Below are 12,318 nucleotides of genomic sequence, written 5' to 3' on the forward strand. Positions count from 1 at the left end.
CGAACTCCTTCGAACGTGGGTTACGAATCAGGCAGGAACGGGTGCAGCATGACGACGGATGCGTTCGATGAATGTCTCCATCTTGGTCCGCAACGTCTCCACCGGAATGCCTTCGTGTTCGGTCTCGATCAACAGCGACGGAACACCGTGTTGGTCGAGCGCCTTACGTAACTCCGGGTAGTACAGCATGTGCGGTTCACAGAATTTGGCCATCAGTACGACAACTCCGACCGAACGGCTCTTCGCAAGCGAATCGAGCAGATATGTGTCCCAGTCAACCTCGCTGGTGACGCGAGTAGGGCACGGGGCGTTGATGTTTCGCTGCATGTACCACGTCGACAGCGCCTTCGACGGATCATCACTCTCGGGGACATCGGTGGAAATGTATCGGTAGCCGGTGTACAGGTCGTCGTCCACGACGAGTCCGCCGGATTCCTCGATGACGTCGAGGATCTCGGCTTTGGGTGCGTGGCAGAAATGGCCCGAAAGATGCAGTCGCACCAGGTCATCCGGAGCATGATCGCGCATCACGAGTCGATCGAGCAGTGTCTCGAGGACGGCTGTGTGCTCCTCGATATCCATGACCATGCTCGATTGGACGAGAAGTTGCATCTCGCCGGCAGTGATGCGTGCCAGGCCTGATCGGCGTAAGTCGTAGAACCGACGGAGCAGGCGACGGTTCGCATTGAACAGTCCGATGCTGTGTGCGAGGTCCTCGTCGGTCACGACAGTGCCGACGACGGTTTCGATCTCGGTCTTCAGCTCGCCGATTCGACTGTCGACGCGGGGTTTGGTCCAGGCATCATCCATCGCACTGGTGAACTGCGCGAAGTGCACCGGTTTTCCGGGCCGTGCATAACGGATGGCATCGACGGCACCGAGAAGTTGAACGCAGTGGTCGGCAGCGACGAATCCGTCGAACACGTCGAGTTCGCCGATGGCCGCCTGATCGGCGACGCTCCTGGTGTATCCGCAGTAGAACTCGGCGAGCATGCTGCGACCCTCGGTGATCGCTGTCTTGCTCTCTTGGACGATCACCGGCAGGGCGCCTGCTGCATGCACGATCTCCGACGGAAAGTTCATGGGGAACGAGCCGATGACGGGTCGTCGATGTGTGTCTTTCCAATTCTGTGCGTACGAAACCGGATCGTCGGCGACAGTTCGTAGCATGGCCAGCGAGGGTGCGTGGAGTTCGCTCACTGTTCTCCTTCAACTTCCTGAAGTGAAACGCACCGTAACGGCGCTGCCTAGAACTATACATTTCTGGACATGTGCTGTCGAGAAATGTAAAACGAAATCTGGGCAGACGTATGCCAGGACGCGGTGAGTCCGTGTTCAGTCCAGGCGCGCTACGGAGAGCCAATGTGCGTGGGCTGCCGGTGCCCACTCGGTGCGGAAATCCTGGAGTCGTTTCACGGCCCCGAGGCCGGGCCAGTCGGGCAGGAGGGCGTCCGGCAGGTGCGGATCCATGTAGGGCGTCTGCCGGAGCGCGTCCACCAACTCGAGGTGGGCGAACAGTGCAGCCTCGCCCGACAGGCCTTTTTTGTCTGCGAACCTGGTCAGCAGGTCGTCGTAGTCGTCGGCGATTTTCTCGAGGTCCCACGAACGGTGCACCAGCTCGTCCTCCGAGATGCCGGCGGCCGCGGGCGACCCGATGAAGGAGACGGTGTTCGGCGACAGTCCGAGGGAATCGATGACCTCCGTGGCTTCGGCCAGTCGATCAACGTGCGGCGTGACCCACACGCCGGGACTGGGGTTGCCGAAGCCGGCCCACCGGAATGCCGCATACAGTTTCTTGCGTACGGCGCGGTGCGACTCGGGAACAGGAGCGATGACGACGAGCCACCGGCCGTCCCATCGCCCGGCCCGTGACGCGTCCGGGAACACGCGCCTCGTGCCTTCGATGAACAGCTGATGGCCTCGCTCGGTGAGGCTCCACTTCGTCTCGCGACCGTCTCGTGTGGCGGTGATCAGGCCGGACGCACCTGCGCGAGCGATTGCCTGCCTACTGGCAGCCTCCCCGAAGCCCAGGCCGGTGAGGGCATAGAGCAGCGCCGCCGTCCGTACCGGTCGACGGTACGGAGCGACGAACTCGCCGAGAATCGAGATGAGTGCGGAACGCGCGCTGCCAACCGAGGTCGACCCCCCCGCCGCCGGCTTCGACATTGATTCGGTCACGGCGGACATGCTATCTGCGACCACGTGAACCACCGCTGCCAGGAATCTGCTCAGGCCGGCACCGGCACCGGTGTCGGCAACGCAGATGCGAGTCGGCGAAGGATATCGGCCGCCTCGGACGCCATGCGAGGGACGAATTCGGCGATATCGATGATGTCGTTGATCGCGGATGCCACCTGCCCGGTCAGGACCAGGCCGTCGGTGACATCGCCGTCTGTCTGAGCGCGCTGCATCGACTCGATCTTCCACCGTGTGAGTTCGACGGTATCGAGGATCTCACCCGCCGACTCCTGGTGGTTCGTGAGCTTCTTCGATGCAGCATTGCGCAGGCCTCGGCACGGTCCGTAGACACCGTCGAATGCGACGTCGTCTCCCTCACCGGCGTCGAGAAGCGCCTGGATATACGCGGGATGCCAGTCGGAGTTCGCGGTGCTGGCGATGAACCGAGTCCCCATCGCCACACCCTCTGCGCCCATCGCCAGCGCCGATGCGAGGCCCCGGGCATCGCGGGCACCGCCGGTGAGCAGAACCGGAACGTCGACGGCTTCGGTGACGCTGGGAATCAGTACATAGGAGTGAACGGCTTTGCTCGGTGCGTGGCCGCCCATCTCGAATCCTGCCGCAATGACCACGTCGACGCCGGCCTCTGCTGCCTTGACTGCCTGCCTCGTGGACCCCACCTTGTGTTGGTGGATCATGCCGGCGTCTTTGACCAGCCCGATGTAGTCGCCGGGGAAGCCCGCCGAGGTGGTGAGTACGGTCAACTGGTCGGCTAGTGCCGAATCTGATCGCCGAGCCTCGAGCACTGTGCGGATGTAGACGTCGGTGAACGGCAGTACGGTGCCGTTGCCGTCGACACCGACCGGAATGTTCACCGCGAACGGTTTGCTGGTCAGGGACGCACACTCCTCGATGTGTTCGCGGAACGTGCGTGCGCCTGCCTCGATGTCGGTGGGCATGCCGGGCATCGAGACCGTCCCCAACCCGCCTGCGTTGGAGACGGCGGCCGCGAGTTTGGGAGTCCGGAACGGGCCGAGTCCTTCCTGGACGATCGGGTGGTCGATTCCGATCAGGCGCGTATACCGGTTGGTGATGGGATGCATGAAGGGCTCCTGCCGGGAAGTGGGGTGTGAGTAGTTCTACAAAGTAGGTGCGTTGACACCTCGATACGTCAACTCACGTCCGCGCGCTCGGATGCCGACGCCAATTCGCCGGCGATGATTCGGTCGCGCAGCCGGAACTTCTGAATCTTGCCGCTCGGCGTCATCGGGAACTGGTCGGTGAAATACCAGAGTGAAGGCGCCTTGTGTGCCGAAATACGTTCGCGACACCAGGCTTTGAGTGCGGAAGGGTCGGGCTGATCGTGGCCGTCGTGAAGTCGGATAACGGCCCCCACCTGCTCGCCCCACCGTTCGTCTGGCACGCCAACGACGATGACGTCGGCGATCGACGGGTGCTGGAACAGTAGCTCCTCGATCTCGCGTGGATACAGGTTCACGCCGCCGCGGATTATCACCTCGGTCAGGCGTCCGGTGACCTTGATGAAGCCTCGGGTATCCATGGTGCCGAGATCTCCCATGTGCAGCCATCCCTCGGCGTCAATGGTTGTGGAGGTGGCATCGGGCATCTCGTAATAACCGAGCATGTTCTGGTAGCCGCGGCAACAGATTTCACCCTGTTCACCGATCGGCAGTGCGTCACCCGTCAGTGGGTCCGCGATCTTGACCTCGAGTTCGGGCAACGGTTGACCGACGGTGGTTGCTTGATCGACCGGATCGTCCGTGACGCGGGTCTGGCTGATCACTCCGTGCATCTCGGTCTGTCCGAACAGGATCGTGAACTGGCAGCCCAGGCGGTCGATGACTCGGTGGATCAGGCTCTCGGGCACGGTCGCGGCTCCGGACAGCACCGTGCGCAGGCTGGAAATGTCCCTCGTCTCCAGATCCGGGTGTTCGAGCAGCGCGATGAGCATCGTGGGGACCATCAGCGAGTGCGTGCCGTTGTAGGTTTCGACCATTTCCAGAGTCTGCGCGGCATCGAATGCAGGGAGTACGACGTAGGTGCCTCGCTTCGAGAAGGTGCCCAACTCGGTGACAGCGCCGCCGCCGATGTGGTACATCGGCATCGCATTGATGCACACGCCGCCCTCTTCCATGTCGGCGCGGTCGAATACGAAGTTGGCCTCGTTGATGATGCCCTTGTGGTGCAGTAGGGCACCCTTCGGGAAGCCCGTCGTTCCCGACGTGTATTGGATCTGCACGGGATCCATGGGGTCTACCTCGGGCAATTCCTTCGTGCTGTCGGCGGCATCGACGAACGACCGCCACGTGCTCGTGCTGACGATCGTATGCAGCCCGGGAAGATTGGGCCGGATCTCGTCGATGATCGACCGCAGATCGACTCCTCGGTAGGAATCGCGATAGAACAGCGCCACGGCGCCGGCCTGCTTCAGCACGTACTCGAGTTCGTGGGCGCGGTAGGCAGGATTCGCCGCGACGACGACCATCCCCGCCATCGCGACGGCCTGCTGCAGGATGACCCAATCGGCACTGTTCGGAGCCCAGATGCCGATCCGATCTCCGGGCTCGCACCTGGTCAACAGTGCCTTGGCGACCGACTCGACCTCGGCCAGCAGTTCGCTGTAGGTCCATGAGGTCCGCTCGCTGGGGTCCGGAACGGCATCGACCAGTGCGATACGGTCCGGCACTGTGCTTGCCGCTTCGCGAAGCAATCCACCGAGGGTGATGTCGCGAACTCCGGTGCTGGGAGTCGACGGCCACAGTGACAGTTCTGAGTGCATGGTGCGTAATCCTGTCGTCAGCGTTTGAGAGTGGACGTGTCGTTTCGATACGCGGTACACGAGACTTCTCGACCCTTTGTTGCCTCTATCACACACTGAAGTAATACATTGAAAACCGATTTGCGTCCAGCATTGTCATACAAGTATGTCGGCGAACCGCGCAGTGCTGTGAATGCCTCCGGTGCCGGCGATTACCTCATCATCGATCAAAAATGACCAAGCCATCCGAGTCTCTGGCGCCTCTTCAGGAATGTGTTGCACTGTGTTTATACTCTACATAAATTTCCATGACACATCAATATCTGTCAACCAAGGTGCGGTAGCACCGTCTCTGGAGGTAAGTGCATGTCCTCATCCACGCTGGTCCGGCCGTACGAAGAGTCCGGAGTACTGATCGCCGGTGGCACGTCGGGTGTCGGCCTCGCGACGGCTCTCGGCTTTGTTGACGCGGGCGTACGCCGCATCGTGTTGCTCGGTCGAAACGAAGAGCGAGGGAAAGCCGCAGAGCGAACGGTCCAGGATCGGTGTTCGGATGCCGACGTAACCTTCATCGCGACTGATGCATCCGACATCGGCCAGGTGGAATCTTCCGTCGCCGCGGCTCACCGGGCGTTGGGATCGGTCGACGTTCTTGTGAACTCCACAACCACGTCCTACCGGCCTGAGCTGCTGCACCGTACTCCAGTCGCCGACATCGGGGGCATCCTGATGGGGCAGGCCCTGCCCCCGATGCTGATGACCCGGACAGTGCTGCCGTTGATGCAGCAACAGGGAGGGGGAAGCATTGTCAACATCGCGTCGGATGCAGCCAAGGTGCCGACGCCCGGTGAGAGTGCCCTCGGGGCCGCGATGGCCGCGATCGTCATGTTCACGCGGGTTACCGCGATCGAAGCCAAGCGCAACGGTGTGCGAGTGAACGCGGTGACTCCCTCACTGATCGATGGCACACCAACAGCGGCCAATGTGCTCAGCGATGGTTTCAGCAAGTCGCTTTTCGAGAAGGCTTCAGCTCAAGCACATCTCGGGGTGGCTGTGCCCGAGGATCTCGCGTCCCTCATCGTGTTTCTCGGCGGGCCCGACGCAGCTCGTCTGACCGGTCAGACGATCAGCGTCAACGGCGGCATCTCTGCCTTCTGACACACCATGAACCTCACCCTCGCCACCCTGCCGGCGCAGAGCGATCGCCGCCAGGGTGGCTGAGGCGGTGATGGCGCAGCGTCAGGAAGATTGGGCCCGAACCAGCATGCCGTCGATGTCGACGATCTTGACCCGCGGGCGTCCCTCCCGCTTCCCCGCGGTCCGTTCGAACTGATCGATGGCCTGCCAACCTTCGAAGTCGATCGATTCCGGCCTGCGTTCTCGCACGAGATCCAGCAACGATCGGCGATCGTGCGCTGGAGCTGTGAGCCGTCCGTTCGCGTGGTCGTCGAGAAGACTGGTGACCGTTTCGATCGAGCAGCGCCTGTTCGTGCCGATGACGCCGGAAGGACCACGTTTGGTCCACCCGGTTACGTACACGCCCGTCCGAGTTTCTCCTGTACTCGGATCCACAACCCGACCGTTGTGGTTCGGAATGATTCCGTGGTCGATGTCGAAGGGAAGGCCGGGCACCGGGCGGCCCCGGTAGCCGACCGACCGTACGACGAGTCCGCACTCGAGCACATCTGTGATCTCGGTCGGCCGGATGCCGGAACGGCCGTCATCGTCAGCGACCATCTCATTGCGTCGCAGGCGAATTCCTCGAACGCGATCGTCTCCGAGGATCTCGACTGGGGATGCCAGGTAGCGCAGCACTATTCGTCGCGGGGCGCTACCTGCGGGTCGTAGGGCGAGCTCATCAGCAACCTGCGCCTTCAGGGTTGTCGGCGAATAGGCTGGATGGTCGATGTCGTTCTGTGTGGGGTGGACTTCCATCGCGGGACAGTCGAGGGTTAGCTCGACCTCGGATGTCAATCCGGCGAGCCCCAGCAACTCGGGTGTCGTGTACGCGGCGTGCGCCGGGTTGCGGCGGCCTACTACAACGACCTCACGGATGCCGCTGCCGGCCAGCGCCGACAGGGCATGGCCGGCGATATCCGTGCGTGCCAACTCCTTGACGTCGCGTGTGAGGATTCGTGCGACATCCAGCGCCACATTCCCGTTGCCCAGTATCACCGCCCGCTCGGTGGACAGGTCGAACTCATGGTCTGCGTGATCGGGATGGCCGTTGTACCACCCGACCAGGTCGGTTGCCGACATGCTTCCCGTCAGGTCTTCTCCGGGAATGCCCAGTCGCTTGTCGGCGGGCGCACCTACCGCGTAGATCACCGCATGGTGGTGGGCAAGGAGTTCGTCGTGGGTGAGGTGCGTGCCGATCTCTACCCCGAGGTGGAAGAACACTCCCGGCCGACGTGCCATTCGCTCGAAGGTCCGGGTCGCGGACTTGGTGTGCTGATGGTCCGGTGCAACTCCGTAGCGAACCAGGCCCCAGGGCGTGGGCAGACGGTCGAAGATGTGGACCTCGACGTCGAGACCCGGCGTGGTTGTCAACTCGTCCGCCGCGTAGCAGGCGCTCGGCCCGGACCCGACGATCGCCACGCGCAGCGGGCCGGCTGATGACCCGTTGCGGTCGGATCGTTCGCGCGCGACTCTTTCGCGCCTGTACTGCGTGCGTGTCGAGTCGCGGAAGTAGTGCGCGTTGAGGTCCGCGTACCGGGCGGTCGCGGGGGTGAGAGCCGAGTCCGGGACGATCGCGTCCACCGGGCAGACGTCGACATCCGTGCATGCCCCGCAGTCGATGCAGGTCGCAGGATCGATGTAGAGCATTTCCGCGCGAGCGTAGTCTGGCTCGTCAGGCGTGGGGTGGATGCAATTGACTGGGCAGACGCTCACACAGCTCGCATCGTTGCAGCACTGTTGGGTGATCACGTGTGGCATTGAGCGTCGATTCTGTCGATCGAGACGGGAATGTTCGTCATTCGCGGCTGCCCGGTGTATCGGTCGAACTTGTCGGAGACGGAAACGAGCCGGCTGGGGCTGCTGCCGACTGCCCATACTTCCTCGGCGTCACCAGGGGGTCCGTAGCCGAACGCCATCGACACCGTTCCGGTTCGTAGTGCTGATCTTTCATTGCCACAGCGGTGATGGAGGACAGGTCCGAACTGATACGAACGAGCGCGCCATCGGATACACCGAGCGCGGTCATGTCGTCAGGGTGCAGGTAGGCCGGGTTGTAGGGGACTCCGCGGTGGGTTCGATCGATGTTGCAGGAGGAGTTGTAGACATGGAGGTGTCGTCGGCATAGGAGACGGTACGGCCGGTCCGACCGGGGTTGCTCGACGACGCCGGCATGTCCGGCCAACTGGGCGAGCATCAGGCCGTTGCCTACGTCGAGGCGATCGAGCACGTCGGGGTCGCCTGGTTGCACCTGTAGGAGGCGGGTCGTCCGAGTCATTCCGTCAGGATGGGATTTGACCTCCGACAGGGGGATGGCGGAACCCTCGGTCAGGATGTCGATGAGTTCGTCGGTTGTCGAGACGCCGTCGATCGGCCGAGGGGGAGAAGACGGACATCCGAACGGCGATACCTCGACCGGATATCCGAGTCGTGTCATGAGCCCGTGGAAGAACCGCCACTCTTCGATGACATCGGACCCTTCGGGGCGCTCGACAACCGCAGGCGAATACTGTGCGTAGGATTGCCCGATTCCATAGCCCGTTCCCCTCGCCGCGAGTGCATCGAGAAACACGGTCGTCGACGGCGCCTCCAACGGCATCGTCGGTGCGATCACGTAATCGGCCACACGGGCCGAAGCGGAATACCACGGGTCGATCTGGACGAACAATTCCAGGGACTCGAGCGCCTCGACCGTCCGCCGCTGATCCGGGAACGCGACGGCCGGATTACCTCCCCAGCTGATCAGCGCACGCACCTGCCCCTCTCCCGGGGTGAGAATCTCCTCCGGCAACGTTGCCGTCGGCATCCCGGCCCGGGTCTTACGCAATCCGCGAACCCGCACCTCGCCCGGCAACCCCCAATCGGCATCCGGAGATGTGGCCTGGGCGACAGGAACGTAGGAGGGGAGCAACGTAGGTGAGGCCGAAACGGTCTCACCCGCTCGCAGCCAGCGTCCGCACAAGGTCTCGAGGACGAGCACCAGGTACTCGACCAGAGTGCCCTCGCCAGCCATGTTCGGTCCGGTTCCCGCCATGGTGTAGCCGCGTTTCGCGTTGGCGTAGCAGCGGGCGGCGGCGACCAGGTCCGAACCGGCTATCCCCGCACGCCGCGCCACGTCGTGAGGATCGAACCGGGCCACCGCCGCGGTCAACTCCGGAAGGCCGCGCACGTGCCGGGCTACGAAGTCCCGGTCGAACAGGCTCTCGTCGATGACGATCCTGATCATGGCCGCGAGAATCGCGACGTCGTGCCCGGGTGCCGCCTGCAGAAACCAATCGGCGTGTTGTGCCACATCGGTCCGGCGCGGATCGACGACGATGAGTTTGCACCCCCGGGCAACAGTGTCCAAGAGCCATCGTTTGGGTGAGCCCGCCGGAAAGCCCGTGCAGGTAACCATCGGGTTGATCCCGATGAGCAGGATGGCCTCCGGTGCGTCGAACCCCTGGGACGGGGCGGACCAGTACCCGAGGAGGGATTGCGCGACCTGTTTTCCTCCCTTGTCGATGGTATTCGGTCGAACCTCATATCGGAGCCGAGGGCATCGAGCAGGGCGTTGTGCAGTGGTGCTGCAGTCGGCGCGGTGGTGATGTGTGCCATCGTCCCTGCATAACTGGCGATCGCCCGAGGTCCGTACCGGTCGCGGATGTCCGCGAGTTTGGCGGCGATCTCGTCCATGGCCTGTTCGACGGGGACACACTCATGGCCGTCAGGGGCCCGCACCAGCGAATGCACGAGACGATCGGCGTGCCGGAGGTATTCGTGCTGCGATCGTCCCTTCACGCAGGTGTATCCGCCGTACACCTGATTGCGGCTGTTCCCGTGGATCGCGGTCGCGACTCCGTCGTCGACGTCGACGAGTATCGAACAGTGGTTGATGCAGATCCGGCAGAAAGAGTTTCGCGTGTGCTTCATTGATCTCCTGGTGCAGCTACGGCTGTTCAGCAGGTTGGGCGACCGCGTTATGACGCCCGTACGGTCGGCATGTGTAGCTCGATCGAGCCAGTGCAGTCTCCGCACGAGTGGGCCGGCGGTGTAGTGGGTGAGAGCTCGACGTCCGGGGGCGAAGCCGCGTTGCCGCGCGTCTCGAGCGCGAGGAGAGCTGCACCGTAGGCGCCGGTGATCCGCGGGTCCGGCGGGACGTCGATGCGCACCCCCAGTGCCGAGCTCAGGAAGTGGACGGCCGCGGCATTCTTCGCCACCCCACCGGTCATCACCACCGGTGTCTTCTTGCCTACCTGAGCAATCAAACCGAGTGTCCGAGCGGAAACCGCTCGGTGAACGGAGGCGGCTATGTCCGTCCGCTCGCACCCGCTTGCGAGCAGCGACACGATCTCGGTTTCGGCGAAGGTTGCGCACATGCTGCTGACCTCCAGGTTCTTGTCACCCGACATGGCGAGGTCGGCCAGCTCGTCGACCTCGCACTCGATGGCCCTCGCGAGTACCTCGAAGAATCGTCCCGTGCCGCTGGCACATCGGTCGTTCATTGCGAAGTCCTCGACGAGTCCATCTTCGTCCACAGCGATGACCTTGCTGTCCTGCCCACCGATGTCGACGATCAATCGGACACCGGGACAGAGTGCTGCGACGCCGCGCGCATGACAGGTGATCTCGGTGAACGTCCGCCCGATGCCAGGGACAAGCCGGCGACCGTAGCCGGTGCTGATGGTGGCCGTGATCTGCGACGGCGCCACCGAGGCCCGGCCGATAGCGTCGTCGATCGCCTGCCGCATTCCAGCTCGGCTCACGGCGCCCATCTGAACGGCGCTCGCGCCCAGAAATGCTGCGGACCCGTCGAGGATGACGGCCTTGGCGGACGTCGATCCCAGGTCGACTCCCATGAAGTATTCCGTCACCTCGATCAGACCCGGCTTCGGCGAAGGTCGATGCCCTCGAGCATGGCCGTCAGACGGCCTTCGAGGATCTCGTCCTTGTAGAAGGATGCGTCGGCGACGTCACCTTCGAAGAACATCGAGGGTATTCCGAGTTCTTTCTGTGCCGACTTCGCGAGTAGGTGCTGGGGATTGGTGAATGCTCGGCAGGTACGGGAGGCGTGGAAGACGATTCCGTCGATTCCGTAGTCGACGCAATCGCGGTTGGTGAGGTGCTTGAGCGTCTTGACACCGTGATTCGTCGGGCACAGCAGATAGTGCTGCGCCATGCCGAGAATGGGATCTTCCGTGTCGATCAGGTGCGGTTCCTGCCAGAACGCATTGTGCGTGTACCTCCCGCAGACCACGGCGACGTCGGCGTCGGCGAATTTGCGCGACAGCCAGCCGAGCTTGTTCCAGTTCATGATGCCGTCGAAGTAGAGACGGTAGCGTTCGTTGCGGACGCCGGGGACGGCGTGGTCGAGGCGGTACTGGACTTCGGCTTTGACATCGGCGAAGTACTGGACCAATTCCGGTCCGGCGGGCATGAAGTTGATGTGCGCGATGCTGGCGATCCAGTCCCAGTAGGTGGCCGGAGTCGGGGCGGCACGGCACAGCGCCATCGCCTCGCGACGTAGCTCCGAGGCGCGCTTGATGTAGGACATGTTCTGCCGTAGGACATCCCAGTCGAATGGCCGGCCCGTCATCGTCTCGAGGAAAGCGATCAGTTTGTGCAGTTGATCCGCCACATAACGGGACGCCTGCTCCCATTCCTCACCGCGAAGGTAGCCGGCGTCGGGCTTGTTGCTCGGCAGAAAGGGGATGGAGACGTTGAAGATCGGCACCTGCTTACCGAATACACGGTACGAAATCTCGTCCCACTGCTGACCGGTGCTGCATCCTGCGTACGCGTTGACGAAGAAGTCGGGTGCGGGCAGGCGCGAGGCAAGCTGCTGTTGGTCCACGAGACCCACGATGCCGCTCTCGTCCTCGGCCTTGGCTTGTTTGGTGAGGACTGCGCAGCCGAGATGCGTTCTCGCATATGAACACAACTCACCGATGTACCCGTACTCCTCACCGGCGAGCTGAGCCGGCTTCTCGAGCTGTTGTGCGGCCAGACGTGCCGAGAAAGCTTCTCCGTGACACCACTCGAGTCCGGCTGCCTGGAAGATCGGGTTCACGGCTGAACCGTTGTACCAGACCACCTGCTTGCCGCGTTCCTTCGCCGTGAACAGGTTCTCCCAATAGTCGCCCACCATGTTGGTGGCGGTCGGGATGACGATCTTGTTGGAATTGCCGAGCGTGGGGACTGACACA

General features: G+C 62.9%; 9 protein-coding genes and 1 pseudogene. 1 reads left to right on the forward strand and 9 read right to left on the reverse strand.

The window, feature by feature from the left end:
• Positions 1-27 precede the first annotated feature (27 nt).
• From FND50_RS05330 to FND50_RS05345, 4 genes are all read right to left on the reverse strand, one after another.
• A complete protein-coding gene (locus FND50_RS05330) occupies positions 28-1,170 on the reverse strand; it encodes a 2-hydroxyacyl-CoA dehydratase subunit D (protein ID WP_397494136.1) in 1,143 nt (380 codons plus the stop codon).
• 165 nt (positions 1,171-1,335) lie between these two features.
• Entirely contained in the window at positions 1,336-2,166 is an 831-nt protein-coding gene (locus FND50_RS05335; RefSeq protein WP_144288977.1) for a PaaX family transcriptional regulator C-terminal domain-containing protein, read from the reverse strand.
• Positions 2,167-2,228: 62 nt separating this feature from the next.
• Entirely contained in the window at positions 2,229-3,281 is a 1,053-nt protein-coding gene (locus FND50_RS05340) for a nitronate monooxygenase family protein (RefSeq protein ID WP_144285002.1), read from the reverse strand.
• Positions 3,282-3,349: 68 nt separating this feature from the next.
• Entirely contained in the window at positions 3,350-4,978 is a 1,629-nt protein-coding gene (locus tag FND50_RS05345; RefSeq protein ID WP_144285003.1) for an AMP-binding protein, read from the reverse strand.
• Positions 4,979-5,323: 345 nt separating this feature from the next.
• On the opposite strand from FND50_RS05345, the gene FND50_RS05350 reads away from it, so the two are divergent.
• Positions 5,324-6,115 (forward strand): SDR family NAD(P)-dependent oxidoreductase, encoded by a 792-nt coding sequence (locus tag FND50_RS05350; RefSeq protein WP_144285004.1) that lies wholly within the window; start codon positions 5,324-5,326, stop codon positions 6,113-6,115.
• An 81-nt stretch (positions 6,116-6,196) separates the two neighbouring features.
• Here FND50_RS05350 and FND50_RS05355 read toward each other — a convergent pair whose 3' ends face one another.
• The 5 genes and pseudogenes from FND50_RS05355 to FND50_RS05375 all read right to left on the reverse strand — a co-directional run bounded on the left by FND50_RS05355 (position 6,197) and on the right by FND50_RS05375 (position 12,317).
• Positions 6,197-7,894, reverse strand: a complete 1,698-nt coding sequence (locus FND50_RS05355; RefSeq protein ID WP_144285005.1) for an FAD-dependent oxidoreductase — start codon at positions 7,892-7,894, stop codon at positions 6,197-6,199.
• Positions 7,895-7,931: 37 nt separating this feature from the next.
• Complete coding sequence (locus FND50_RS05360; RefSeq protein WP_260850914.1) at positions 7,932-9,530, reverse strand: molybdopterin-dependent oxidoreductase; 1,599 nt, start codon at positions 9,528-9,530, stop codon at positions 7,932-7,934.
• 413 nt (positions 9,531-9,943) lie between these two features.
• Positions 9,944-10,045 (reverse strand): annotated as a pseudogene (locus FND50_RS37730) (hypothetical protein); the annotation flags it as partial.
• Between the two features lie 47 nt (positions 10,046-10,092).
• Positions 10,093-10,971: an acyl-CoA dehydratase activase gene (locus FND50_RS05370; RefSeq protein WP_144285007.1), complete on the reverse strand. Its 879-nt coding sequence runs from the start codon at positions 10,969-10,971 to the stop codon at positions 10,093-10,095.
• 20 nt (positions 10,972-10,991) lie between these two features.
• Positions 10,992-12,317 (reverse strand): 2-hydroxyacyl-CoA dehydratase subunit D, encoded by a 1,326-nt coding sequence (locus tag FND50_RS05375; protein WP_144285008.1) that lies wholly within the window; start codon positions 12,315-12,317, stop codon positions 10,992-10,994.
• Position 12,318: the final 1 nt, after the last annotated feature.

The sequence above is a fragment of the Rhodococcus sp. WB9 genome, from assembly GCF_007558985.1.
In the GTDB taxonomy this organism is placed as follows: domain Bacteria; phylum Actinomycetota; class Actinomycetes; order Mycobacteriales; family Mycobacteriaceae; genus Rhodococcus_F; species Rhodococcus_F opacus.

Excerpts from the sequence above, each read along its gene's own strand:
- FND50_RS05330 (WP_397494136.1), bottom strand. The coding sequence starts at position 1,170 with ATGCTACGAACTGTCGCCGACGATCCGGTTTCGTACGCACAGAATTGG.
- FND50_RS05335 (WP_144288977.1), bottom strand. The coding sequence starts at position 2,166 with ATGTCGAAGCCGGCGGCGGGGGGGTCGACCTCGGTTGGCAGCGCGCGT.
- FND50_RS05340 (WP_144285002.1), bottom strand. The coding sequence starts at position 3,281 with ATGCATCCCATCACCAACCGGTATACGCGCCTGATCGGAATCGACCAC.
- FND50_RS05345 (WP_144285003.1), bottom strand. The coding sequence starts at position 4,978 with ATGCACTCAGAACTGTCACTGTGGCCGTCGACTCCCAGCACCGGAGTT.
- FND50_RS05350 (WP_144285004.1), top strand. The coding sequence starts at position 5,324 with ATGTCCTCATCCACGCTGGTCCGGCCGTACGAAGAGTCCGGAGTACTG.
- FND50_RS05355 (WP_144285005.1), bottom strand. The coding sequence starts at position 7,894 with ATGCCACACGTGATCACCCAACAGTGCTGCAACGATGCGAGCTGTGTG.
- FND50_RS05360 (WP_260850914.1), bottom strand. The coding sequence starts at position 9,530 with ATGGTTACCTGCACGGGCTTTCCGGCGGGCTCACCCAAACGATGGCTC.
- FND50_RS05370 (WP_144285007.1), bottom strand. The coding sequence starts at position 10,971 with ATGGGAGTCGACCTGGGATCGACGTCCGCCAAGGCCGTCATCCTCGAC.